The organism is [Clostridium] scindens (assembly GCF_019597925.1).
Classification (GTDB): domain Bacteria; phylum Bacillota; class Clostridia; order Lachnospirales; family Lachnospiraceae; genus Clostridium_AP.
In genome coordinates this window covers 2,552,978-2,578,730 of sequence record NZ_CP080442.1, presented here as the reverse complement: position 1 = coordinate 2,578,730, position 25,753 = coordinate 2,552,978, and the positions used below count along the sequence as shown (strand labels likewise).

Annotated in this window: 27 protein-coding genes; 24 read left to right on the top strand and 3 right to left on the bottom strand. The window is 48.9% G+C overall.

Annotated features, from left to right (window positions below; all coding sequences use genetic code 11):
• Position 1 precedes the first annotated feature (1 nt).
• The 4 genes from K0036_RS12395 (at position 2) to K0036_RS12380 (ending at position 5,336) form a co-directional block, all read left to right on the top strand.
• Positions 2–673, top strand: coding sequence for an ABC transporter ATP-binding protein (locus K0036_RS12395; RefSeq protein WP_220429848.1), 672 nt, complete (start codon positions 2–4; stop codon positions 671–673).
• Positions 670–1,851 carry an ABC transporter permease gene (locus tag K0036_RS12390; RefSeq protein ID WP_220429847.1) on the top strand — a complete coding sequence of 394 codons (1,182 nt, stop codon included), beginning with the start codon at positions 670–672 and terminating at the stop codon, positions 1,849–1,851. Before K0036_RS12395 ends, K0036_RS12390 begins: the two co-directional genes overlap by 4 nt.
• Positions 1,852–1,988: 137 nt before the next feature.
• On the top strand, positions 1,989–4,139 hold the full coding sequence (locus K0036_RS12385; RefSeq protein ID WP_173694634.1) for a SulP family inorganic anion transporter: 2,151 nt from the start codon (positions 1,989–1,991) through the stop codon (positions 4,137–4,139).
• 150 nt (positions 4,140–4,289) lie between these two features.
• Positions 4,290–5,336 (top strand): PD-(D/E)XK nuclease family transposase, encoded by a 1,047-nt coding sequence (locus K0036_RS12380; protein ID WP_220429846.1) that lies wholly within the window; start codon positions 4,290–4,292, stop codon positions 5,334–5,336.
• A gap of 75 nt (positions 5,337–5,411) precedes the next feature.
• Here K0036_RS12380 and K0036_RS12375 read toward each other — a convergent pair whose 3' ends face one another.
• Positions 5,412–6,224, bottom strand: coding sequence for a delta-lactam-biosynthetic de-N-acetylase (locus K0036_RS12375; RefSeq protein WP_173694632.1), 813 nt, complete (start codon positions 6,222–6,224; stop codon positions 5,412–5,414).
• 136 nt (positions 6,225–6,360) lie between these two features.
• On the opposite strand from K0036_RS12375, the gene K0036_RS12370 reads away from it, so the two are divergent.
• On the top strand, positions 6,361–7,062 hold the full coding sequence (locus K0036_RS12370; protein ID WP_049947217.1) for a YczE/YyaS/YitT family protein: 702 nt from the start codon (positions 6,361–6,363) through the stop codon (positions 7,060–7,062).
• A gap of 17 nt (positions 7,063–7,079) precedes the next feature.
• Complete coding sequence (locus K0036_RS12365) at positions 7,080–7,670, top strand: YdcF family protein (protein ID WP_220429845.1); 591 nt, start codon at positions 7,080–7,082, stop codon at positions 7,668–7,670.
• A 21-nt stretch (positions 7,671–7,691) separates the two neighbouring features.
• Here K0036_RS12365 and brnQ read toward each other — a convergent pair whose 3' ends face one another.
• On the bottom strand, positions 7,692–9,050 hold the full coding sequence (gene brnQ / locus K0036_RS12360; protein ID WP_220429844.1) for a branched-chain amino acid transport system II carrier protein: 1,359 nt from the start codon (positions 9,048–9,050) through the stop codon (positions 7,692–7,694).
• 112 nt (positions 9,051–9,162) lie between these two features.
• On the opposite strand from brnQ, the gene K0036_RS12355 reads away from it, so the two are divergent.
• The 11 genes from K0036_RS12355 (at position 9,163) to thiI (ending at position 20,068) form a co-directional block, all read left to right on the top strand.
• On the top strand, positions 9,163–10,161 hold the full coding sequence (locus K0036_RS12355; protein WP_220429843.1) for a leucine-rich repeat domain-containing protein: 999 nt from the start codon (positions 9,163–9,165) through the stop codon (positions 10,159–10,161).
• Positions 10,162–10,194: 33 nt separating this feature from the next.
• Positions 10,195–11,502, top strand: coding sequence for a VWA-like domain-containing protein (locus K0036_RS12350; RefSeq protein WP_220429842.1), 1,308 nt, complete (start codon positions 10,195–10,197; stop codon positions 11,500–11,502).
• Positions 11,503–11,549: 47 nt separating this feature from the next.
• Positions 11,550–13,052 carry an AAA family ATPase gene (locus K0036_RS12345; protein WP_220429841.1) on the top strand — a complete coding sequence of 501 codons (1,503 nt, stop codon included), beginning with the start codon at positions 11,550–11,552 and terminating at the stop codon, positions 13,050–13,052.
• Positions 13,053–13,083: 31 nt separating this feature from the next.
• On the top strand, positions 13,084–13,431 hold the full coding sequence (locus K0036_RS12340) for an arsenate reductase family protein (RefSeq protein ID WP_081702034.1): 348 nt from the start codon (positions 13,084–13,086) through the stop codon (positions 13,429–13,431).
• Entirely contained in the window at positions 13,428–14,387 is a 960-nt protein-coding gene (gene add / locus K0036_RS12335) for an adenosine deaminase (RefSeq protein ID WP_220429840.1), read from the top strand. Before K0036_RS12340 ends, add begins: the two co-directional genes overlap by 4 nt.
• A 14-nt stretch (positions 14,388–14,401) precedes the next feature.
• A complete protein-coding gene (locus K0036_RS12330; RefSeq protein ID WP_081702033.1) occupies positions 14,402–15,280 on the top strand; it encodes a glycoside hydrolase family 25 protein in 879 nt (292 codons plus the stop codon).
• A 77-nt stretch (positions 15,281–15,357) separates the two neighbouring features.
• On the top strand, positions 15,358–15,924 hold the full coding sequence (locus K0036_RS12325; protein ID WP_025643040.1) for a manganese efflux pump MntP family protein: 567 nt from the start codon (positions 15,358–15,360) through the stop codon (positions 15,922–15,924).
• 18 nt (positions 15,925–15,942) lie between these two features.
• A complete protein-coding gene (gene prmA, locus K0036_RS12320) occupies positions 15,943–16,902 on the top strand; it encodes a 50S ribosomal protein L11 methyltransferase (protein ID WP_220429839.1) in 960 nt (319 codons plus the stop codon).
• A 4-nt stretch (positions 16,903–16,906) separates the two neighbouring features.
• Positions 16,907–17,644: a 16S rRNA (uracil(1498)-N(3))-methyltransferase gene (locus K0036_RS12315; RefSeq protein WP_025643042.1), complete on the top strand. Its 738-nt coding sequence runs from the start codon at positions 16,907–16,909 to the stop codon at positions 17,642–17,644.
• A gap of 45 nt (positions 17,645–17,689) precedes the next feature.
• The gene (locus K0036_RS12310; protein WP_220429838.1) at positions 17,690–18,847 is read left to right on the top strand and encodes a cysteine desulfurase family protein; all 1,158 of its coding nucleotides are present in this window, start codon (positions 17,690–17,692) and stop codon (positions 18,845–18,847) included.
• Positions 18,848–18,886: 39 nt separating this feature from the next.
• Positions 18,887–20,068 (top strand): tRNA uracil 4-sulfurtransferase ThiI, encoded by a 1,182-nt coding sequence (thiI, locus tag K0036_RS12305; RefSeq protein ID WP_220429837.1) that lies wholly within the window; start codon positions 18,887–18,889, stop codon positions 20,066–20,068.
• A gap of 79 nt (positions 20,069–20,147) precedes the next feature.
• Here thiI and K0036_RS12300 read toward each other — a convergent pair whose 3' ends face one another.
• Positions 20,148–20,378: an HPr family phosphocarrier protein gene (locus tag K0036_RS12300; RefSeq protein WP_025643045.1), complete on the bottom strand. Its 231-nt coding sequence runs from the start codon at positions 20,376–20,378 to the stop codon at positions 20,148–20,150.
• A 146-nt stretch (positions 20,379–20,524) separates the two neighbouring features.
• Here K0036_RS12300 and mtaB point away from each other — a divergent pair, with 146 nt between their 5' ends.
• The 7 genes from mtaB (at position 20,525) to K0036_RS12265 (ending at position 25,733) form a co-directional block, all read left to right on the top strand.
• Complete coding sequence (gene mtaB, locus K0036_RS12295; protein ID WP_025643046.1) at positions 20,525–21,808, top strand: tRNA (N(6)-L-threonylcarbamoyladenosine(37)-C(2))-methylthiotransferase MtaB; 1,284 nt, start codon at positions 20,525–20,527, stop codon at positions 21,806–21,808.
• A gap of 57 nt (positions 21,809–21,865) precedes the next feature.
• Complete coding sequence (locus K0036_RS12290) at positions 21,866–22,129, top strand: IreB family regulatory phosphoprotein (protein WP_004604747.1); 264 nt, start codon at positions 21,866–21,868, stop codon at positions 22,127–22,129.
• Positions 22,130–22,134: 5 nt separating this feature from the next.
• Entirely contained in the window at positions 22,135–22,560 is a 426-nt protein-coding gene (gene ruvX / locus K0036_RS12285; protein ID WP_025643047.1) for a Holliday junction resolvase RuvX, read from the top strand.
• A 22-nt stretch (positions 22,561–22,582) separates the two neighbouring features.
• Positions 22,583–22,843, top strand: a complete 261-nt coding sequence (locus tag K0036_RS12280; protein WP_025643048.1) for a DUF1292 domain-containing protein — start codon at positions 22,583–22,585, stop codon at positions 22,841–22,843.
• A 5-nt stretch (positions 22,844–22,848) separates the two neighbouring features.
• On the top strand, positions 22,849–23,331 hold the full coding sequence (locus tag K0036_RS12275; RefSeq protein ID WP_220429836.1) for a Fur family transcriptional regulator: 483 nt from the start codon (positions 22,849–22,851) through the stop codon (positions 23,329–23,331).
• Positions 23,332–23,333: 2 nt separating this feature from the next.
• Positions 23,334–25,001 (top strand): ribonuclease J, encoded by a 1,668-nt coding sequence (locus tag K0036_RS12270; protein ID WP_004604751.1) that lies wholly within the window; start codon positions 23,334–23,336, stop codon positions 24,999–25,001.
• A gap of 87 nt (positions 25,002–25,088) precedes the next feature.
• Positions 25,089–25,733: an O-methyltransferase gene (locus K0036_RS12265; protein ID WP_220429835.1), complete on the top strand. Its 645-nt coding sequence runs from the start codon at positions 25,089–25,091 to the stop codon at positions 25,731–25,733.
• Positions 25,734–25,753: the final 20 nt, after the last annotated feature.

Sequence of the window (25,753 nt, the reverse complement as noted above, 5' to 3'; positions counted from 1 at the left end):
GATGATCAGATTCAATGATGTTTCGAAGATTTACCATGTAGGGGGAGTAGAAGTAAAGGCGCTTTATCATGCCAGCATGCAGATCGAAGATGGGGAATTTATCAGCATTATAGGCCCGTCAGGCAGCGGAAAGTCTACGATGATGAACATTATCGGCTGCCTGGATATGGCGGACGAAGGCCAGTATCTGCTGGATGGTCAGGCGATTGAAGAGTATACGGAGACGGAACTTGCGAGAATCCGGAATCATAAGATCGGCTTTATCTTCCAGAGTTTTAACCTGATTGGGAATATGACGGCACAGGAAAATATAGAACTCCCTTTAATCTATCAGAAACTGCCTAAAAGCGTAAGGAAAGAACGGGCAGAAGAGGCACTGGAAAAAGTTCGGCTTAAAGGGAGAGGGTTTCATAAGCCCAACCAGCTATCCGGTGGGCAGCAGCAGAGAGTGGCGATCGCCAGGGCAATCGCGGCCAGGCCATCTATATTTCTGGCGGATGAGCCCACCGGCAATCTGGATTCCAGCACAGGGGCGGAGATTATGGGACTATTCCATGAACTGCATGATGCAGGCAGCACCATCGTGCTGATTACGCATGATTCGGCTGTGGCAGGCCAGGCCAGCCGCAGCATCCACATTCTGGACGGACAGGTGAAGGAGGAGAAATTATGATTCTTCAGGCAGTAAAGATGGCGTGGAAGTCAATCGCATCCAATAAAATGCGCTCTTTTCTGACCATGCTGGGCATTATCATAGGCGTAATGTCGCTTGTCGTTCTGGTATCTCTGGCAAGCGGCACCACGGATTCTGTGACAGACCAGATTTCCAGCATGGGGAGCAATCTTTTGACGGTGAACATACAGGATGATAAGGGAAATCCTTTAAAACTGTCGGACATATCCGCGCTTACCGAGGAGGATGAGATAGAGGAAGCGGCTCCTGTGTCCCAGGCAAACACGACCGCGTCCAGTACCTATTCTGAGGAAGACGCCACAGTATACGGAACCACGGGAGCATACCAAAATATACAGAATCTGGAACTGGCCCAGGGCCGTTTCCTAAAAGGCACGGATGTACAGAACCATACGAATGTGGCGGTCATAAATGCGGGACTTGCCAAAGAAGTGATGGGAAGAATGGATGTGGTAGGAGAAAGCATAAAACTGGATGGAGTGGAATACTTGATCGTCGGAGTTCTGGCAGCAGATGAGAGTGATTCATCTACCACGGAAAATTATGAGGCGTATATTCCCTATACGTCGCTGATCCGTCTTACAGACAGCGTTTCCCCGGAGGTGTCTACATTCTGCGTCTCCGCCACAAGCCAGGATTCTCTGGAGGATGCGCAGACGGTGCTTGAACGTATGATGTTGGAGCGTTTTGGACAGGATGAGGATGCATTTACAATCAGGAACCAGTCCACCATTATGGAGGCGATGGAGAACGTTACCAATACGCTGGCCCTGCTTCTTGGGGGCATTGCAGCGATCTCTCTGCTGGTGGGCGGAATCGGCATTATGAATATCATGCTGGTATCCGTGACGGAGCGTACCCGGGAGATCGGGATCCGTAAGGCAATTGGCGCAGGGAGAGGGACAATCATGCTTCAGTTCCTGATTGAGGCGTTGCTAATCAGCCTGATTGGATGCGCCATAGGGATATTCTTTTCCTGGGGAACGCTGCGGATCATCTCCGGTGTGGGCGGAGAGGACGCCAATTATGCCTTATCTGTAGGCGTTGTATGGATTGCCATTGTATTTTCCATAGGGATAGGGGTTATCTTTGGAATCTATCCGGCGAACAAGGCGGCTAAGAAGAAGCCGATAGACGCGCTGCGGTACGTGGGTTGATTCCTTTTGCCTGAGAAAGGCCGCTTTGGCAGTGAAGGCCGCTGCCATGATGTCAAGTCTTCCTCCTGAATACAGTTTCCTTATCCATCTTTTTGAAAAATATGGTAGAATATAGCCTGTACAGGAGGAACGACGATATGAAAGTAAAAGTATTCCATACATTACATAACTATCACCTTAAGGATCTTCCGAAGGATATCCTGACAGGAATTATAATAGCAGCAGTTTCGATCCCAATTTCCATGGGATATGCGGAAGTATCAGGGATTCCGGCTATTTATGGCTTATATGGATCGGTATTTCCGATTATTCTATTTGCCCTGTTCTCTACGTCTCCCCAGTTTATCTTTGGGGTGGATGCCGCGCCTGCCGCTATCGTGGGGGCTGCGATGGCTACGCTCGGGATTCCGGCGGGATCGCAGGAAGCCATGCAATACGTGCCTATGATGGCTCTTTTTGCCGGACTATGGCTGCTTTTGTTCTATTTTCTGAGGGCAGGACGTATGGTGGACTTCATCTCTACGCCGGTTATGGGCGGATTTATCAGCGGAATCGCGGTTACCATCATCCTGATGCAGATTCCGAAGGTTCTGGGAAGCGGCTCTGGCTCGGGAGAACTTCTGGAACTGCTTGAAGATATACTGGAAGCGCTTAGACATGTGAATCTGCTGTCCGTTGCGCTTGGAGGCGTATCGCTTACGATCATCGTGGCAGCCAGAAGATTCATGCCGAAGTTTCCTATGGCGGTGGTCATTATGGCAGCAGGCGTGCTGCTTACCTGCGTAGGACATGTGGATCAGCACGGGGTAAGGCTGCTGTCCGAAGTAGAGCCGGGCATGCCAGGACTGGTGCTTCCGGCTTTTGGAGACGTTGATTTAAGCCAGGTGGCAGGACGGGGCCTTATGGTGGCAGTGGTGGTGATGGCAGAAACGCTGCTGTCAGAGAATAACTTTGCCTTTCGAAATGGCTACAAGATTGATGACAATCAGGAGATTTTGGCCTGTGCCGCCGGAAATATCGCGGCTTCCCTGGTCGGCTGCTGTCCGGTGAACGGAAGCATCTCAAGGACTTCCATGAATGATCAGTATGGAGGCAGGACCCAGGCCGTGTCAATCGTCGCAGGATTATCCATGGCAGCGCTTCTTCTATTTGGCACAGGGTTTATCGGCTATCTTCCGGTACCTGTATTGACGGCGATTGTGATATCAGCGCTGATGAAGGTAGTAGAATTTGATCTGGCCAAACGACTGTACAGGGTAAGCCGGAATGAATTCTATATCTTCGTTGCAGCCTTCTTAAGCGTACTGATGCTTGGAACCATCTATGGCGTCATTATCGGAATCCTGCTCTCCTTTGTGGCCGTGATCCTGAAAGCTACCAACCCTCCCAGAGCCTTTCTGGGGGTGATTCCGGGGAGGGATGGATTCTATGATATGGGCAAGAACCGGTATGCCTATGAGATTGAACATGTAGTAATCTATCAGTTCAGCGAAAGCCTGTTCTTTGCAAATATCAAGATGTTCCAGGAAGATATTGAAAACAGTATCCGGGAGGATACAAAAGTAGTAATCGTGGACGCCGGTGGCGTTACCAACATAGACATTACAGCGGCAGACCGTCTGGAAATGCTGGCGGAAAGCCTTAGAAAACGGAAAATCCGTTTCTATATGACAGAGCACAGGGATACGGTGAATGCCCAGATGCGGGGACTTGGCATCGGTCATCTGATTGAAGAAGGACGGGTGAGAAGGACGATCACGGCGGCTCTTCATGATGCGGGAATTGTGGAGCCTTATCCCTTGGAAGGGCTTGATGAGAAGGAACGAAGGCTCATTTTAAGCATTCCTGCGGAGGCTGAGAATACGTTGGAGGAATTCGCCTGGGCATTCGGAGACGATACGGTGGCCCAGATTGAAAAGCGGGTGCATCATGTCCTGCAAGGCATCCACCAGCTGCCGGATCTGGAAGAATTAGCGGAAGAAGGATTGGAGAAGCGCCTGGAGACCTGGCATAGCCTGGGAGCCATAGATGAAGATGAAATCCTCAGGCGTATGGAACTTCATATGGATGAATTGCCGGATAATATGACGGAAGAAGATAACCGGACGGTGGTGCTGGAATTGATCGAGAAGAGAAGACGGCGGATTATGGAGCAGCTTAGAAGAGAGAATCCGGATGTACTCGAAAAACTCAAGGCCAGCAGGGCCAGGCTGGAGCGCCGTCTGGAAAAGCAGAACCCGGAGGCAGCAAAAAGGTTGCATGAGTGGGAGAAAAAAATGGACTTGTAGTCTGAAAATATTTGTGTTAATCTAATCATATCAAATGGCGGCATTCTTGCCGCCAGATATCTTTCATTCTCAAACTTCGAAATCGAAGCAATTACCCAATCGTGAAATTAAGTAAAACAAAGTTTTAGGAAGGAAAAGGAGGCAATCTGTATGGCTGAAAGTATGCAAAAATATTTTCCTGCTATTCGTACTGCACAGGAAGTGCTGTATGATATTCAAAGCAGTAAGGAATTGCGTATAATCTTTGAAAACTGGACAGAAAAGGAGCAGAGGGAATTTCTGGATATATGCACGGGAGTCCGGGGAGTAAAATTACTCTATGATTCATTTTTTAAAGAAATTATGAATCCGGATACAGCGCCAGAAAGGCTGGAGGAGTTCCTGTCTCTGCTAATTGGACATAAGGTGAAGATATTAAAGATGCTTCCGAATGAATCAGGGAGGATTGCATCAGAAGGCTCACTTCTGATCATGGATATTGTAATAGAGTTAGAGGACGGAAGTATTGCAAATGTAGAGGTGCAAAAAGTCGGCTATCTGTTTCCAGGCCAGCGCAGTGCCTGCTATTCGGCCGATTTATTGTTAAGGCAGTACAAAAGAGTAAAGAGTGAAAAGAAAAAATCTTTTAGTTATAGAGATATAAAGAAAGTCTATACGGTTATTCTATTTGAGAAGAGTACGAGAGAATTCCATAGTTTTTCAGATATATATATCCACAGGAGCAAACAGATGTCTGATACGGGAATAGAATTAGAACTACTCCAAGAATTCGTTTTTGTGGCACTTGACATCTTTCGTAAAAACCAGCACAATAAAGGTATCAGAAACAAGTTGGATGCATGGCTGGCCTTTTTTAGCATAGATGATCCAGAAGTGATTGTAGATCTGGTAGAGAAATATCCCTATTTTCGCTCTATGTATGAAGAGGTATATGAGATGTGCAGGAATACGGAGAAGGTGATGAATATGTTTTCCAAGGAATTGCGCGAACTGGATCGCAATACAGTACAGTATATGATTGATGAGATGCAGGAGGAACTGGAAGGAAAGACCAAAGAACTGGAAGGAAAGGCCAAGGAACTGGAAGGAAAGGCCAAAGAACTGGAGGAAAAAGGCCGGGAACTGGAAGAAAGCAAGTCAGAAAATACAGAATTGAGAAAGCAGATTGAAGAATTAAAGAAGCGGCTGGAAATATAAGCGGGCTTGGCAGTGTGTGGATTCGTCCGCAGAAGAGCAGATTGCATCTTCTGCGGACTTTTTCAATATTTTTTATTATTTGCCAATCAGCTGGTCCAGCGACTTAAACGTATATCCCATTTCTTCCCATTTGGCTAGCAACTCATCCAGAATCTCCGCATTGGTCTTGGAGGTGCTGTGAAGCAGCACGACGGCGCCCGGATGGATACGGGTTAGCAGTTTGTCAAAGGCTTCTTCCTTGCTTGGCTGCTCGTCTTCAATCCAATCCACGTAAGCCAGGCTCCAGAAAAAGGTATGGTAGCCCATATCCTTGGCCATCTGAAGGTTTTCGATACTGTATTTTCCTTGCGGAGGACGGTAGTACTTGGTCATGGCTTCGCCAGTGATTTCTTTATACAGATCCTCCACACCTTTTAATTCTTTTTCAAACGCGTCCTTGGTGGAGATGCTGGACATATCCGGGTGATGGTATGTATGGTTGCCTACTGTATGGCCTTCCTTATTGATACGCTTGACGATATCCGGACTGGTAGAGAGGAAGTTGCCGACTACGAAAAAGGTGGCTGGCGCCTTGTGCTTTTTCAGGGCATCCAGCATAGGCTCGATATTTCCATTTTCGTAACCGCAGTCAAAGGTCAGATAAAGGACCTTTTCCTGGGTATCTTCAGCGTAGTAGGCATCGTATTTTTTTAATTCATCAATGGTAGCATTGCCCGTTGGAAGCTTCCCGTCTTCCTGGAAGCCCAGCCCCCAGTTTTCAGGGGCAGGCACGATCCGGGCAGAATCTGCCGGGGCGAACCTGGCGGCAGCCAGCCTTCCTCCGAAAAAAGCTATGGTGAATAGGAGGATGACGCCTGCGGCCTTAAAGATTTTATTTCTGGATGGCATAGGAACTCCGATATATATTTTTACAACATATATATGAGGAATTTTGCATATTTACCACAAAAGCAGGCTGGTCTTGAAAAATAGAGGAAATAGGAGTAAAATATATAAAGACTATGCATGAATTGAGAGTGATTTTATGAATGATAATATGAAAAAAGAATGGATTTGGCGCTTGTTGATTTATACGGCAGGAATGGTAGTGCTGGCGGCAGGAATTACCCTGAATACCAAGACCGGGCTGGGCGTATCGCCAATTATATCCATTCCGTTTACGATATCGACGATATGGCATACGGACTTTGGAATGACTACTTTTGTCATCTATTTTATATTTGTGGGGATCCAGCTGGCACTGAAGGGAAAGAACTGGCTGATCCTTCTGCAGGCTCCGATTAGTTTTGTATTCAGCATGCTGCTGAATGTCTTTGGCGATCTGCTGGATATCAAGTATGACAGCCTGTGGCAGAACCTGTTGCTGCTTCTGGCGGCAATCGTGGTCACAGCCCTGGGCGTGGTGATGACGGTAAACATGAAACTGGTGCCTAATCCTGCGGACGGACTGGCCCAGACGGTAGGCGAAGTGCTTCATAGAGGCGTCGGATTTGGGAAGAATGTGATTGATTTTACCAGCGTGGGAATCTCCCTGGTATTGGGACTTGCCATTGCGGGAAGACTGGAGGCAATTGGCATTGGCACGGTGATTGCTATGGTCGGGGTTGGAAGATTCATCGCCTTGTTCAATTATTTCTGGAAAGAGAGGCTGGACCGGCTCGCGGGACTTCTTCCCCAGGAAGCGCAAATGGAAGGTCCCGTGGATATGGAAGGAACCTTGGATTAAGAGTGGAGGAAGATTAGATGAAAAATAGAGAATATCGGCTTCTGCGGATAACTTCCGGGTTTGCGGCAGCAAACTTGGCGCTGTTTGGCCTGATGTTCCGAAAGCCAAAGAAGCGGTGGGAACAGGATGCCTATGACTGCGCGGTTGTCTGCGGCTGCCAGGTAGGGGCGGACGGCACGCCTTCTAAGAGGCTTGCTGCCCGCGTGGAAAAAGCAGTAGAACTATGGAAAGATAAGAAGGTAAAGTATCTGATTATGTCCGGAGCAGCAGTATCCAACACGTTTGTAGAGGCATCGGTCATGAAGCGCTATGCAATGGAACTGGGAGTCCCGGAAGAATACATACTGGAAGAGAAGCAGGCAGTCAGCACATATCATAATCTACTGTATGCCAGCCAGATGATGGAACACTGCGGATTTAAAGATTGCGTAGTAGTTACCAATGGATGGCATCTGCGAAAGGCAGACCACTATGCGAGGAAGGCTGGCGTCAAATATGTAATGGCGGCTTCCAAACGGCCGGAAGGGGATGGCCTTCTAACGACGATCGGCCTCTATCTCAAGACGGATATCCACATGTATGTAAATATGTGGAAGGGATATTATTAGACAGACCCGCAGGGCCTGCTCCTAAGAGGGCAGGCTCTGTTTTTTTCGGGCGTGAAGGCAGATTCCGATGGCCAGGCCCAGAAGGGCAGGACATATCCAGCCCATTCCCTGCTCAAAAAGAGGCAGGTATCTGGAGACCCCGGCCAGCAGCGGCTTCAGATGCAGCAGGTTCTTAAGGCCCTCAGGAAGGGCATTGAGAAAGTCCAAGGCTGCGGCAAAGATGGTGCAGGCAGTGACGCTGATATAGACCTTCTTATCATCGGCAAAGAACTTTCCGGCCAAACTTAGGAAGATCAGCGTGATCGCCAGGGGATATAAAAACATCAATACCGGAAGAGAGTAGGCGATGATAGAATTTAAGCCCAGGTTGGCAATCAGCAGGGAGAGCGCACAAAACAGGACGGCCCATTTCTTATAATTCAGCGTCCGGGGGAACATGGCGCAGAAAGTCTCGCTGCAGCTGGTGATCAGTCCGATGGAAGTCTTAAGGCAGGCAAAAGTGACGGTGAAGGCAAGGATGAAAGCGCCAGCCCTGCCATAATAGTGGCTTGCGATCAAAAGAAGCGCTTCTCCTCCATTGGAACTGGCCTCGTACATCCCACGGCTCTGGGTTCCTACGATCGTAACCAGCAGATAGATGACGGCCATTAGGATCGTGCTGAAAAGCCCGGCTTTTACCGTACATTTTGCCACATCGCCGGAATTCTCTACACCCAGGCTTTTGATGACATTTACCACGATGATCCCAAAAGCCAGCCCTGCCAATGCATCCATGGTATTGTAGCCTTCCAGGAAGCCCTGGGAGAAGGCGTGGGAAGCATAGCCAGCCTGGGGAGCGATACTTCCGATATCTCCCATAGGGCGAAGAAGGGCAGTGATCACCAGCAGTCCAAGCGCGGCAAGGAAGATCGGATTCAAGATCTTGCCGATCCAGGTAAGAATCTTGCCTGGCCTTAAGGAGAACCATAAGACCGCAAGGAAAAAGAGCAAGGAAAAGACAGCCAGCGGCAAGGCATCCGAGGAGCCTTTTCCGAGAATCGGCTCGATTCCCACGGCAAATGGAACGGTGGCGCAGCGGGGAATGGCAAAGAAAGGCCCAATGGTCAGATAGAGGGCGCAGGTAAAGAAGGTGCCATACTTTTTTCCGATCCTCCGGCTCATCTGTGCCAGGCCATTGCAGCGGCTCATGCCCAGGGCAGCCACTCCAAGAAGGGGCAGTCCCACCCCGGTGATCAGAAATCCGAGAATAGCCGGCCATACGTTGCGCCCGGCCATCTGCCCCATGGAAACGGGAAATATCAGATTTCCTGCACCAAAAAAAAGGCCGAACAGCATGCTGGCCACAGCGATATATTGTTGAAATGTAAGTTTACGCTTCATGATTTTCTCTCTCTTTTCTTTTGATTCTAGAATGTAAATATTCCCATGGTTATCATTATAGCAGATTTTGTGGTACAATAATACCTGTTTAATATATTGCGAGGTTGGTTTTATGTGGAAAAAAGAAACGGGACAGATATGTCCAAAGATTCATTATAAAAAGACGGATCAGGGAGTCGAGATTACAGGATGCTATGGTACCCAGGGCGAACTGATCCTTCCAGATGAGATAGAAGGGATTCCGGTTACCAGGATTGCAGACTATGCGTTTGCCGAAAAGCCCGAGGAAGAAGGAGAATATGTATTCGTCAGTGAAGGCGGCAGTCTATCCGGCGCTGAGAGCAGGGTCTGCGCATCCCAGGTAACGCAGATATGGCTTCCCTCCCAGGTGACGGAGATTGGAAGATACGCGTTTTACCGATGCAGGAACTTAAAACGGCTGATCCTTACGGACAGCCTGCTGGATATCGGAGGAGGGGCATTTACCGGCTGCCATCTGGAAGAAGTGGAGATCCATTTCTATCAGGGAGAGAGAAGCTGCCTGAAGTCTATCGTGGATGAGATTCGGTTTGCAATCCGTGCGAAACTTTATTATCATAAGAAAGAGGCAGGCAGAGAAGAATATATAGAGACGGCAGAGGTATTATTTCCAGAACACTATGAAGAGGCGGTGGAGAATACGCCTGCCAGGATATTGGAGACGCGTCACCATGGAGCTGGCGGATACTACAGGCAGTGCTTTTATAACCGGGAGCTGGACTATAAGAAGTACGACGAGCTGCTGTACCGGACGGTGGCGGAAGAATCTTTGCAGACGGCGGCGGAACTGGTGCTTGGAAGGCTGAGGCATCCTTTTCGGCTGGCGGAAGACCGAAGGGAGGCATACGTCTCCTATCTATGCGCCCATCGGGAAGAAGCGGTGGAATTTTTAGTAGAGACAGATGATATGGAAGGCATAAAATTCCTTGCCAGGCAGGGGTATCTGACGGTAACTGCTCTGGATTATGCCCTGGAATGGGCGGCAAAAAGCAAGAAGACAGAAATGCTCAGTCTCCTTATGGATGAGAAGCAAAGGCTGCATCCTAAGAAGAAAAAGACATTTGATTTGTAATTGAATCGATAGAATAGGTGTATGGAAGTGACAATGGAAAATAAAATCGATATGGGAGAAAAACTGGATAGCATAGGCAGAAAGATTCTGGCTGCAGCCCGCAATGAACTGTATCTCAAGATGCGGTTCATGGATGTGGCGCTTTCGAGCCTAATCTTTGTCCTGGACGAGGGGGCTTGCGGGATGGGAACCGATGGGCTGTATCTGTATTACCACCCTCAGTATCTGGGCGGTTTGTACCGGGAGGACCGGATCATGGTGAACCGAATTTACCTACATCTGGTGCTTCATGGCATATTCCGCCATATGATCCGGCGAAAGGGCAGGGAGGAGGAACGATACAGCCTGGCCTGCGATATCGTGACAGAGTCGATCATCGACGGCATGCAGCACCGGTGCGTCTTAAAAAGCCGATCCTGGCTCAGAAGAGAGACTTACCGAAGACTTGGGAAAGAGATGAAGGTGCTGACGGCGGAAAAAGTCTATGGCGCCTTGGAGAGATGGAATCTTGAAGAAGCAGATTTTGCGCGCCTGGCAGGCGAATTCCGGGTGGATGACCATAGTTACTGGCCGGCAGATGATGATCAGAAGAAGCAGAGCCAGATCGAGAACCAGTGGCAGGATATCAGCGAGCAGATGGAGACGGATATGGAGACATTTTCCAAAGAAGCATCACAGGAATCCGGCCATCTGATCGATCAGGTAAAAGTGGAGAACCGGGTACGGTTTGACTACCGCCAGTTTCTGCGGAAATTCTCGGTTCTGAAAGAAGAGATGGCAGTGGATGAAGATACGTTTGACTATGTATTCTACAGTTATGGCCTTTCCCTATACGGGAACATGCCGCTGATCGAGCCTCAGGAGTGGAAGGAAGTGCAGAAGGTAGAGGAATTTGCCATTGTGATTGACACGTCCATGTCCTGCTCCGGCGAGCTGGTCAAGAAATTCCTGGAGGAGACTTACGGGGTCTTAAGCGAAAATGACAGTTTCTTCAGGAAGGTGAACATTCATATCATCCAGTGCGATGATCAGGTACAGACGGATCAAAAGATTGAAAGCGAGGAAGACTTGAAGAATTACATGGAGCACCTGGAACTGAAAGGAGAAGGCGGAACGGATTTTCGCCCGGCTTTTGCCTATGTGGAGAATCTGATGAAGCAGCATGCGTTTGAGCGGTTAAAAGGACTGCTGTATTTTACGGATGGAAGAGGCGCCTATCCGTCTAAGATGCCCCCATATGAGACTGCCTTTGTGTTCATGAAGGAAGACTATGAAGATGTAGACGTTCCACCGTGGGCCATGAAGCTGGTGATTGAAGAAGAAGACCTGCAACGGCCATAAGCGCCGCCAGAGACTGAGGAAGGAAGAAGAGAAAGGATTACAAGACAATGGACATAAAAAGAGCGAAGAGGGAAATTAAAGATTCCATAGAGGCATATCTTAAAAAAGACGTCTATGGGGATTATATGATACCGGCAATCCGGCAGCGGCCGATCCTGCTGATGGGGCCTCCGGGGATCGGGAAGACGCAGATTATGGAGCAGATTGCCAAGGAGTGCCAGATTGGCCTGGTTGCCTATACCATTACGCATCACACCAGGCAGAGCGCCATCGGGCTTCCGTTTATACAGGAAAAGACTTTTGGAGGGAAGAAGTATTCCGTGACGGAATATACGATGAGCGAGATCATCGCGTCCGTCTATGAAAAGATCGAGGCCACCGGGATTGCGGAAGGCATCCTGTTTATCGACGAGATCAACTGCGTATCCGAGACGCTGGCCCCTACTATGCTCCAATTCCTGCAGTGCAAGACATTCGGAAACCAGAAGGTGCCGGAAGGCTGGATTATCGTTGCAGCGGGCAATCCTCCGGAGTATAATAAGTCGGTAAGGGATTTTGACGTGGTAACGCTGGATCGAATTAAGAAGATAGATGTGGAAGAAAATTATGATGTTTGGAAGGAGTATGCTTATCAGGCAGAGATCCATCCGGCTATTCTCTCTTATCTGGAGATACGAAGAGACCATTTCTACCGCATCGAGACTACGGTAGACGGCAAGATGTTTGCAACGGCCAGAGGATGGGAGGACCTGTCGCAGCTTCTGAAGTCTTACGAGGCGCTCCACAAGAAGGCAGACCGGGAAGTGGTGCACCAGTATATCCAGCACTGGAAGATTGCGAAGGATTTCGCGAATTATCTGGAATTATATGAGAAGTATAAAAAGGATTATGGCCTGGAGAAGATACTGGAAGGCTATTATGACAAAGATACGCTGGAGCAGTTAAGATACGCATCCTTCGATGAGCGCCTGAGCGTGGTCAACATGCTGCTGGGCCAGCTGGGAGGCTTGTTCAAGGAGTGCTATGTCTCGGATCGCTATGTAACCATTCTATATGATGTCCTTCGCCGTTATAAAGAGGATCTGGATCTTCCCGGCGCGATTCAGGAGTTTGCAGAAGCCTATGAACGCTTAAGAAAGGCGGAGCAGCTGACCAGGCAGGAAGACCGGATTCGAAGAAAGGTCTCCGATACCCTGGAGGGATACCGCCAGCTGGAGAAGGCGGAACATCTTGATAAAGAGGCGGCATTTGACCGGGTGAAGGAAGAATTTACGAAAGAGACGGACGAGAGGGAACGGATGATCGAGAAAGCGGCAAATGCACTTGATCATGCCTTTGACTTTATGGAGGATGCTTTTGGAGACAGCCAGGAGATGGTGGCCTTTGTAACGGAATTGAACACCAGTTATTACAGCATCCAATTCCTGAAGGAAAACGACTGCGACAAATATTACCGTTACAATAAGCGCCTGCTGTTTGACGAGCAGCAGCAGGAGATCCTCAAGGAACTGGATGAAGTGGAGCAGGATTTGAACACGGCGCTGAAATAAAGCCTAGATAAATAGAAGGAGGAATGTACAGATGTTATTCGTATGCTATCCAAAATGAACAACCTGCCAGAAAGCCAGGAAATGGCTTCAGGAGAAGGGAATGGAGTTTGAAGAAAGAGATATCAAGATTCAGAATCCAACCAAGGAAGAATTGAAAGAATGGCATGAAAAGAGCAGCCTGCCGCTTAAGAGATTCTTTAATACCAGCGGCATGCTGTATAAAGAGCAGAAGTTAAAGGAACGCCTGCCCCAGATGACGGAAGAAGAGCAGTATGAGGTACTGGCTTCGGACGGCATGCTGGTAAAACGCCCGATTCTTGTGACACAGGATACGGTTCTGACAGGCTTTAAAGAAAAAGAATGGGAAGAACTTCTATGAATATGTCAAAGTTTGGACAGATAGATCTGCATCTTCATCTGGATGGCTCCCTGCCGGCAGAGACCATATTGCGGATCGCGAAGGAAGAAGGAATCAGGCTTCCGGCAGATACGGCGAAGGGATTAAAGCCTTATATCTGTGAGGGGATGGACTGCAAAAGCCTGAATGAATATCTGAGATGCTTTGATACTGTGCTGAAGGTCCTGCAGACGGAACGTGGACTATGCCAGGCCGCGAGGGAACTGGGCGAGAACCTTAAGGTGAGAGGGCTGCGTTATGCCGAGGTGCGTTTTGCCCCGCAGCTGCACTGCCAGAAAGGCATGAGCCAGGAACAGGCGGTCACAGCGGTGCTGTCTGGGCTTTCTAAGGCGCAGGAAGACAGCGATATCCGGCTGCGGACAATTCTATGCTGCATGCGGGGACAGGATAATAAGAAAGCGAACCTTCAGACGGTGCGTCTGGCTTCCAGGTATCTGGGCAAGGGAGTGGTAGCCGTTGACCTGGCGGGGGCGGAAGCCTTGTTTCCCACGGCAGATTATGAAGAAGAATTTGCGCTTGCCAGGAAACTTGGGGTTCCGTTTACCATCCATGCAGGGGAGGCGGCAGGGCCTGCCAGCATCCGCAAGGCGGTAGAATTTGGCGCGGCCAGGATTGGGCATGGGGTCCGGGCAATTGAGGACGAGGAACTGATGGAACTGCTGGCAAGCCGGGAGATTCCTCTTGAAATGTGCCCTATCAGCAATCTGCAGACCAAGGCAGTAGAAAAGATAACTGATTATCCTTTGAGAACCTATCTGAGGCGGGGAATCAAGGTGACGGTAAACAGCGACAATATGACGGTATCAGATACCTGGGTAGGGAAGGAATTCCAATACCTGGCGGATTCTTATGGGCTGACGGAAGCGGAAGCAGAACAACTGCTTGCCAATGCCCATTTTGCGGCTTTTGAAGCGTAAGAGATAGAAGGGTCATGATGATTAAAAAGAGATGGATTAAGACATTGTTTGTATTGCTGGCGGTCCTGCTTGCAGCAGGGTGCCAGGACACGGATAAGAAGGAAGAAGCGAAAGACCAGGCGGATGGAAACAAGGAGGTCTACCAGTTTGTAGATGTGCTGGGGCAGCAGTATGAGGCCGAACTTCTGGAAGCGGTGCCGAAAAATACATACGATCTGAAACGGATAAAAAAGAAAGACGGATACCAGCACTATACCGACGAAGCGGGAAACATTATTTCCAAGGTCGGGATAGACGTGTCCGAATATCAGCCGTCCGTAGACTGGGCTAAAGTGAAGGCAAGCGGCATAGACTTTGCGATCATACGCGTAGGCTTTCGGGGATATGGACAGGAAGGAAAACTTGTGGAAGACGCCATGTTCAAAAGTCACATAGAGGGCGCGCTTGCGGCAGGCCTTGACGTGGGAGTCTACTTCTTCTCGCAGGCGGTAGACAAAGAAGAGGCTTATGAAGAGGCGCAGTTCGTACTGGAACGAATCCGGCCTTACGCTATCACTTATCCGGTGATATTCGATACCGAAGAAATCAAAAATGATGAAGCCAGGACAGATCATCTGAAAAAAGAGCAGTTCACCGCAAACTGCATCACATTCTGTGACGCGGTTGAAGAAGCCGGATATGAGACAATGATCTATGCCAATATGAAATGGATGGCATTTACGCTTGATCTGAACGAACTGGCAGGATATAAGAAATGGTACGCGGATTACGAGCCCCTTCCCCAGTGCCCTTATGAATTTTCCATGTGGCAGTATACGGAAAAGGGCAAGGTGCCAGGAATTGAAGGAAACGTAGATCTGAACCTCTGCTTTGACAGATTTGGCTCAGAGTAGCCGTCCGCAGAAGGCGCAAGAATGTGCAGAGCACATTCTTTGTTCTGTACCATGAGAAAAAGGTTAGGAGAAAGGACATGAATATAATAGAATTATTCCTGATAGCAGTAGGGCTTTCCATGGACGCGTTCGCAGTATCCGTCTGTAAGGGTCTTGCGATGAAGCGCTGCACATGGGGCAAGGCAGGTATCGTAGGCTTATATTTTGGCGCGTTTCAGGCGCTGATGCCGCTGATAGGCTTCTTTCTGGGAGTCCAGTTTAAAGATGTGATTACTTCGGTAGACCATTGGATCGCCTTTATCCTGCTGGGAATTATCGGCGTCAATATGATACGCGAGGCGTTTGGCTCCTGCGATGAGTGCCAGGACGCGGATGCGTCACTGGATGTCAGGACCATGCTGGGACTGGCTGTCGCAACCAGCATCGACGCTCTGGCGGTAGGGGTGACATTTGCCTTCCTGCAGGTGGAGATTGTGCCTGCGGTAAGTTTTATTGGGGCAATTACATTTACTTTATCCGTGGCAGGTGTTAAAATAGGCAATATATTTGGGACGAAATACCAGTCCAAGGCAGAACTGGCAGGAGGCGTCATCCTTATACTGATGGGATGCAAGATCCTGCTGGACCATCTGGGCATTATATAAGATGAAAGGGGACGAATTATGAAGTGGAATCAGTTTCGGCTACAGACGACGACGCAGGCGGAGGACATCGTCAGCAGCATGCTGATGGATCTGGGAATCCAGGGCGTGCAGATCGAGGACAAGGTGCCTCTTACGAAGGAAGATAAGGAGCAGATGTTCGTGGACATCCTGCCAGATATTCCGGAAGATGACGGCACGGCTTATCTGACCTTCTATCTGGACGAAGAAGAGGATAAAGGAACGATCCTTTTGAACATAAGGAAGGAACTGGATAAGATGCGCGCTTATCTGGATGTAGGAGCGTGCATGATCGAGGAATCCCAGACGGAGGATGTGGACTGGGTCAACAACTGGAAGCAGTATTTCCACCAGTTCTACATCGATGATATTCTCGTCATCCCTTCCTGGGAAAAGGTAGAGGAAAAAGACAGCGATAAGCTGGTGATCCATATAGATCCCGGCACTGCGTTCGGGACAGGCATGCATGAGACTACGCAGTTATGCATCCGCCAGCTCAAAAAGTATGTGAAAGATGATACGGTGATCCTGGATGTAGGCTGCGGAAGCGGCATTCTGGGGATGCTGGCGCTGAAGTTCGGAGCCAGGTATTCCGTGGGTACGGATCTGGATCCATGCGCGATCGACGCGACCCATGAGAATATGGAGGTCAACGGAACCCGAAAAGACCAATACGAAGTCATGATTGGCAACATCATCGACGACAAGGACGTACAGGATAAGGCAGGGTACGAAAAATACGACATCGTGGCGGCCAATATTCTGGCTGACGTGCTGGTACCGCTTACGCCAGTTATCGTGAACCAGATGAAGCCTGGCGGAATCTACATTACCAGCGGAATTATCGAAGATAAGGAAGAGACGGTGGTCCAGGCAGTGAAGGAGGCAGGCCTTGAAGTGCTGGAGGTGAACCACCAGGGAGAATGGGTATCCGTAACAGCCAGAAAGAATCAGGAGTAGCAAGATGCAGCATTTTTTTGTAACGCCTTCCCAGGTGGAGGGCGAGAGGATCTATATTGAAGGCTCGGATGTGAATCATATGAAGAACGTACTGCGCATGCGCCCGGGAGAGGAAGTAGAAATCAGCGACGGCGACAACCTGAAATACCGGTGCTTGGTCGAAGGGTATGAAGAAGGCCGCGCGGTCCTTGCGATACAGCAGAGAATGCCGGTGGATACAGAACTTCCCTGCCGTATCACCCTGTTCCAGGGACTGCCTAAGCAGGATAAGATGGAACTGATCGTGCAGAAGGCGGTGGAACTGGGGGCAAGCCAGGTGGTGCCGGTGGCCACCAGGCGGTCGGTGGTAAAACTGGATGAAAAGAAGGCCGCAAAAAAGACGCAGCGGTGGCAGCAGATTGCCGAAAGCGCGGCTAAGCAGGCCGGCCGGGGATATATCCCGCAGGTATCTTCCGTCCTGTCCTACCCGGAGGCGCTTCAAATGGCAGGAGAACTGGACGTTCTTTTGATTCCGTATGAATTGGCGGAAGGGATGGAGGAGGCCAGAAAAGTGGTAGCATCCATTGCGCAGGGACAGTCTGTAGGAATCTTTATCGGACCGGAGGGCGGATTCGAAAAGGAAGAGGTCGATGCGGCTATCCGTCAAGGGGCTAAGGCAATCACGCTTGGCAGGAGGATCCTGCGCACAGAGACGGCGGGGCTTGCCATATTATCCATCTTAATGTTCCATCTGGAAGGGTAGGAACATACTCTAGTAGTAAGAATATAGAAATAGGAAGTGGAAAGCATGAAAGAAATCTATCTGGACAATTCCGCCACCACCCGGGCGTATGACAGCGTGGGCGAACTGGTGCGAAAGGTCATGTGCGAAGATTATGGAAACCCGTCTTCCAGGCACACGAAAGGCGTGGAAGCGGAGCAGTATATAAAAGAGGCGAAAGAGACTCTGACAAAGATCTGGAAGGTGCAGGATAAAGAGGTATTCTTCACCTCCGGTGGGACAGAGAGCGACAATCTTGCGCTGATTGGCGCGGCGAGGGCCAATCAGAGGGCAGGAAAGCATCTGATCACGACCTCCATTGAGCATCCGGCTATTATCAATACCATGCGCTATCTGGAAGAAGAAGGATTCCGTATAACCTTCCTGCCAGTGGACCGATATGGAAGGGTGAAGCTGGATGCCCTGAAGGATGCATTATGCGAAGATACCATCCTGGTATCCATCATGTACGTCAACAATGAAGTGGGCTCCGTCCAGCCGATCCAGGAGGCCGCCAGCATCGTGAAGGCCTATAACAGGAACATTCTGTTCCATGTGGATGCGGTGCAGGGGTTCGGCAAATACCGCATCTATCCGAAGCGGCTGAAGGTAGATATGTGTTCCATCAGCGGCCACAAGATTCATGGTCCTAAAGGAACAGGCGCTTTATATATAGGAGAAAATGTAAAGATCAAGCCGATCGTATTTGGCGGAGAGCAGCAGAAGAATATCCGCTCAGGAACGGAGAATGTTCCAGGGATCGCGGGGCTTTCCCTGGCAGCCAGGACCATCTACCAGGATCTGGACGTGAAGGTGGCTAGGATGCGCAGGCTTAAGCAGCATTTTATCGAGGGCATCGGTCAGATTGAGAACACGACGATTCATGGACTGTATGATGAGACGTCCGCGCCTCACATTATCAGCGTAGGATTCGGGGGAATCCGAAGCGAGGTGCTTCTCCATGCCCTGGCAGAAAAGGGAATCTATGTATCTTCTGGCTCGGCCTGCTCCTCGAACCATCCGCAGGTGAGCGGCGTCCTGAAAGGAATCGGGGCAAGGCAGGAATTCTTAGATGCCACATTGCGATTCAGCATGTCAGAATTTACAACCCGTGAAGAGATTGACTATACCCTGGATACACTATATAATATAGTACCGATGCTTCGAAAATATACCAGACGCTAAAAGAATCTGTAGGAAGATTAGATTAGGAGAATAGATAAGATGAGATTTCACACATTTTTGTTAAAGTACGGAGAGATTGGAATTAAGGGAAAGAACCGGTATCTGTTTGAAGATGCGCTTGTCAGGCAGATACGGTTTGCCCTTAAGGACGTGGACGGCCAGTTTGACGTGCATAAGTCCCAGGCCAGAATCTATGTGGACTGCGAGGGCGATTACGACTATGAGGACACGGTGGAGCACCTGAAGCGGGTGTTCGGCATCGTGGGAATCTGCCCGGTAGTGCGTATGGAAGACCAGGGGTTTGAGAAACTCAAAGAAGACGTCGTTTCGTATATGGATGAGATGTACCCCGATAAGAACCTGACGTTCAAGGTAGAGGCGAGACGTGCCAGGAAGACTTATCCCAAGACCTCCATGGAGATCAACTGCGATCTGGGAGAAGTAATTCTGGAAGCATTTCCGGAGACGAAGGTGGATGTCCATCATCCGGATGTGATGCTGAATGTGGAGATTAGAAATGAGATCTATGTATATTCGCAGATAATTCCCGGCGCGGGAGGCATGCCGGTAGGCACCAATGGAAAAGCCATGCTGCTTCTTTCCGGCGGAATCGACAGCCCGGTGGCAGGCTATATGATATCAAAAAGAGGCGTGGGAATCGAGGCTACGTATTTCCATGCGCCGCCGTATACAAGCGAGCGCGCCAAGCAGAAGGTGGTGGATCTGGCCAGGATCGTATCCAGATATTCCGGGCCCGTGAAACTGCACGTCGTGAATTTTACGGATATCCAGCTCTATATCTATGACCAGTGCCCGCACGATGAACTGACGATCATCATGCGCCGTTATATGATGCGGATTGCGGAGCATTTTGCAAAGAAGGACGGATGCCTGGGACTGATCACGGGAGAGAGCATCGGACAGGTGGCAAGCCAGACTATGCAGAGCCTTGCGGCTACCAATGATGTATGCACCGTGCCAGTGTACCGTCCGGTCATTGGCTTTGACAAGCAGGAGATCGTTGACATCGCAGAAAAGATCGGGACTTACGAGACTTCGATCCAGCCATTTGAAGACTGCTGTACCATCTTTGTGGCAAAGCATCCGGTAACCAAGCCCAATGTAGAAGTGATCCGGCGATCGGAGGAAAAACTGGCGGAAAAGATTGACCAGCTGGTGCGAGAAGCCATCGATACGGTGGAAGTCATAGAAGTGAAATAGAAAAGAAAAAAAGAGGGCCAGTCCCTGTCAAGTTACGGGATGGCCCTTTTCTTTCAAACATATAAATCAAACAAATAAATTAAACTAAATATGGCTGTAATGCTGCCAGAACTTCTTCTGCACCATCATTTGCATGGATGTTCAGTTCGATCGGCTTGGACAGATCCAGGCTGAAGATTCCCATAATAGACTTTGCGTCTATCACATATCTGCCGGATACCAAGTCAAAATCGCAGTCAAATTTTGAAATATCATTTACAAAAGATTTTACCTTATCGATAGAATTTAAACAAATCTGTACTGATTTCATTGGACATACCCTCCTTGGTTTCTTTTCATGTTCTATAAATATCTTAAGAGCAAGGGGTATAAAAGTCAAGGAACAAATTGCCAAAGAATTTGTAAGAATTTCGTTAGATGTTACAACAATGTGCATAGAAAGGATTGGAATAGGATATGAAGAAAGTAGCCTTACATAATCTGGGTTGCAAAGTAAATGCATACGAGACGGAAGCCATGCAGGAGTTGCTTGAACAGCATGGATACGAGATTGTGCCTTTTAAGGAGGGCGCGGATGTCTATATCATCAATACGTGCACGGTAACGAATATGGCTGACCGTAAGTCCAGGCAGATGCTGCACAGGGCCAGGAAGATGAATCCCGGCGCTATCGTGGTTGCCTGCGGCTGCTATGTCCAGGCAAAACGGGACGAGATTGATGAGTGCATTGACATTGTGGTGGGAAATAACCGGAAGAAGGATATTATAGAGATATTAAGGGAACATGAGGCAATGCAGGAAGGCGTACAAAAGGAACTGGTAGACATCAACCATATTAACGAGTATGAGGAACTGCATCTGAGCCGGACGGCGGAACATACAAGGGCATATATCAAGGTGCAGGATGGCTGCAACCAGTTCTGCTCTTACTGCATCATCCCTTATGCGAGGGGAAGGGTCAGAAGCCGCAGCCATGACAGCGTGATACGGGAGGTAGAGGAACTTGCCAGGAATGGATATAAAGAGGTGGTGCTTACCGGCATCCACCTAAGTTCCTATGGAGTGGATACCGGCGATGACCTGCTGTCTTTGATCCTCTCTATCCATGAGATAGAAGGAATACGCAGAATCCGTCTGGGATCGCTTGAGCCCAGGATCATCACGGAGGAATTTGCAAAGACCATCGCAGGCCTTCCCAAGATGTGCCCCCACTTCCATCTATCCTTGCAAAGCGGGTGCGACGCGACGCTCAAACGTATGAACCGGCGTTATACATCGGAAGAATACTATGAAAAATGCGTTTTGCTGCGCAAGTATTTCGACAATCCTGCGCTGACCACCGATGTGATCGTGGGCTTCCCGGGAGAGACGGAGGAAGAATTCGCACAGTCCAAGGCGTTCATCGACAAAGTGGACTTCTATGAGACCCATGTATTCAAATATTCCAAGAGGGAAGGCACCCGGGCGGCGCAGATGGAAGAACAGGTGCCGGAAAGCGTGAAGACGATAAGGAGCAATGAACTCCTGGAACTGACGAGAAGGAAGCAGGCATCCTATGAAGAGGCGCTGATCGGGACCACCCAGGAGGTGCTGATGGAAGAGGAGATGGTCTGCCAGGGAGAAAAATATCAGGTGGGACATACGAAAGAATATGTAAAAATTGGTCAAAAAACGGAAGAAAACTTGACAAATCAGTTGATAAATGTAGAAATTGAGAGCCATTTGCAAATATTACATTGAATTTTCATTTGTAATAAGGTAGAATGAAGTTGAAGTATTTTTGGAGGACGTGAGTATATGAAAGATTTAAGCAGCACTCAGTTTTTTCAGGTAGAAAGCGGTCCACAGATTCAAGCGAAAGATATACTTGAGATTGTGTACAAGGCACTGAGTGAAAAAGGATATAATCCGGTGAATCAGATTGTGGGATATATTATGTCAGGAGACCCGACGTATATCACAAGCCACAATGGCGCGAGAAGCCTGATTATGAAGATGGAACGGGATGAATTAGTGGAAGAGATGCTCAAGACGTATATTGAGCATAATGGCTGGGTATAATATCTATGAGAATTATGGGACTGGATTATGGATCTAAGACCGTAGGAGTCGCAATCAGCGATCCACTCGGGATTACTGCCCAGGCAATAGAGACTATTTGCCGTAAGGACGAGAATAAGCTGCGGAAAACCTGTGCACGGATTGAAGCACTGATCGAGGAGTACAAGGTGGAGCGGATTGTGCTCGGCCTTCCGAAGCATATGAATAACGATATTGGAGATCGAGCGGAAAGATCATTGGAGTTTGGGAAGATGCTTAGCCGGCGGACCGGCCTTGAGGTCGTGATGTGGGATGAGCGTCTGACTACGGTAGAGGCAGAACGGACTTTAATTGAGAATAAGGTAAGACGTGAAGACCGCAAAAAATATATTGATAAAATTGCGGCAGTTTTTATATTGCAAGGATATCTGGACTCGATCTGCAAGAACTAAGAATCATTCTTGAGGTGTTTATATGGAAAAAATTAAATTCATGTCTGAAGAAATGCAGGAAGAAGTAGATTTTTTTGTACTTGAGCAGACGAAGGTAAATGGAATATCCTATATTCTGGTCACGGATTCGGAAGAAGACGATGCGGAATGTCTGATATTAAAGGATACATCAGAAGAAAACGCGCCTGAGAGCGTCTATGAGATCGTAGACGATGATGTGGAACTTACAGCCATAGCGAAGGTGTTTGAGGAACTGCTTGAAGATGTAGAGATTGAAAGGTAAAACTTATGTCTATCAGTAAAGAGAAATTCAAGGAAATGCTGAAAGAAAAGGGTCTTAAGGTAACCAATCAAAGGTTGCTTGTATTAGAAGCGCTCGCAGATCACCGTGACAGGCATATGACTGCGGAAGACATTTATGAACTGGTAAAAGAGGACTACCCGGAGATCGGGCTGGCCACAATTTACCGGACTGTGCAATTGTTATTAGAAATGCAATTGGTGGATCGTATCAATCTTGATGACGGGTGCGTGCGTTATGAGATCGGAGAATTCTTCGATGGGGAAGAAAGGCATCATCACCATCACCACTTGATATGCAAGACTTGTGGAAAGGTTCTTCCTTTTAAGGATGACCTTCTGGACGAGCTGGAGCGTCATATTGAGGACGCTACCGGATTCCATGTGTTAGACCACGAATTAAAGTTCTATGGACAATGCAAAGAATGCCTGGAGAGGCAAAATAGTACGGAAAAGCACGTGGAGGTGTAAATTTGAAAAAAGAAAACAATGGAAAATTGCGTATCATTCCGCTCGGAGGATTGGAAAAAATCGGAATGAACATCACTGCCTTCGAATATGAAGACAGTATTATTGTCGTGGACTGCGGACTGGCATTCCCGGAAGACGACATGCTGGGAATCGATCTTGTGATTCCTGATATCACTTATTTGAAAGACAATATCCAGAAGGTTAAGGGATTCGTCATTACCCATGGACATGAAGACCATATCGGAGCATTGTCTTATGTATTGAGGGAGATGAATCTTCCAATCTATGCCACAAAGCTTACCATGGGTATTATCGAGAAGAAGCTTACAGAACACAACCTGATGCGAAGCACCAGAAGGAAAGTGGTCAGACACGGCCAGTCCATCAACCTGGGCCAGTTCAGGATCGAGTTTATCAAGACAAACCACAGCATCCAGGATGCAGCGGCTCTGGCAATCTATTCCCCGGCTGGAATCGTCGTGCATACGGGAGACTTTAAAGTAGATTATACGCCGGTATTCGGCGACGCCATCGATCTGCAGCGTTTTGCGGAGATCGGCAAGAAGGGCGTGCTGGCGCTGATGTCAGATAGTACGAATGCGGAGAGGAAGGGATTTACCCAGTCCGAACGCACGGTGGGAATCACATTTGACCATATTTTTGCAGAACACCAGAATACCAGGATTATTATAGCCACGTTCGCGTCAAACGTCGACCGCGTGCAGCAGATTATCAATTCAGCCTGCAAGTACGACCGCAAGGTGGTGGTAGAAGGGCGCAGCATGGTAAATATCATTCAGGTTGCCAGGGAACTGGGATATCTGAACGTGCCGGACAAGACGCTGATCGAGATAGACCAGCTCAGGAACTACCCGCCGGAGAAGACGGTTCTTATCACCACGGGAAGCCAGGGAGAATCCATGGCGGCATTGTCCCGCATGGCGGCGGATGTGCATAAGAAGGTGACCATCATGCCGGGAGATACGGTAATATTCAGTTCCAACCCGATCCCGGGCAACGAGAAATCCGTATCCAAGGTCATCAATGAACTGTCAGCCAAGGGAGCAAATGTCATCTTCCAGGATGCCCATGTATCTGGACATGCCTGCCAGGAAGAATTGAAACTGATCTATTCCCTGGTAAAGCCTAAGTATGCGATCCCGATCCATGGCGAGTACCGCCACCGGAAGGCCAACGCGGCTCTTGCCGAGAATCTGGGAATTCCAAAGGAAAACATCTTTATCCTGAACTCGGGCGATGTGTTTGAAGTCAGCGATAAAGAGGCCAAGGTTGTGGACAAGGTCCATACCGGAGAGATTCTTGTTGACGGCTTAGGCGTAGGAGATGTAGGAAATATCGTGCTTCGCGACAGGCAGCATCTGGCGGAAGACGGAATTCTGATCGTGGTGCTGACCTTGGAAAAGGGAAGCAACCAGCTGCTGGCAGGGCCGGATATCGTATCCAGAGGATTTGTCTATGTAAGGGAGTCCGAAGGGCTGATGGAAGAGGCAAGGCAGGTGCTGCAGGATGCGGTGGAAGACTGCCTGATGCACCAGCGCAATGCTGACTGGAGCAAGATCAAGCTGGTGATCCGCGATACCATGAATGAATTCATCTGGAAGCGCACCAAGAGAAAACCAATGATACTGCCAATTATTATGGACGTATAAGATAAAAAGGGGACGTAACATTTTGAGAGTGTTACGTCCCAAATTACGATTGGCGATATGCAAAAGAAAGAAAAGAGGTGGCCCGAAATGATTGTTGACGAGCGGATGGTAACTTATATCCATTCCTTAGAGACGCCGGAAGAGCCGATCATCGAGCAGATCGAGCAGGAAGCCAAGGAGACTTTTGTCCCGATCATCCGCAAGGAGACCCAGAGTTTTCTGAAAGTACTGCTGCTGATGAAGAAGCCCGTGCGTGTTTTGGAGGTGGGAACCGCAATTGGCTATTCAGCCATACTTATGAGCCATTATCTGCCGAAGGATGGACGGATCACGACGATTGAAAAATATGAAAAAAGGATCCCCATTGCCAGGGAGAATTTTAGCCGGGCCGCTGTGGCGGACCGGATCACGCTGCTGGAAGGGGATGCGCTGGAGATCATGAAGTCCCTTGAGGAGCCTTTTGACTTTATCTTCATGGATGCGGCCAAGGGGCAGTATATCCATTATCTGCCGGAGGCCATCCGGCTTCTGGCGCCGGAAGGCGTGCTGATGTCGGACAACGTGCTTCAGGACGGGGACGTGATAGAGTCCAGGTTTGCCGTGGAGCGGCGCAACCGGACCATTCACAGCCGCATGAGGGAGTACCTTTATGAACTGAAGCACAATGAGCGGCTTCAGACATCCATCCTTCCACTGGGAGATGGAGTGGCCCTTAGCATAAAGAAGAAATAACACAGCGATAGGAGAAGATA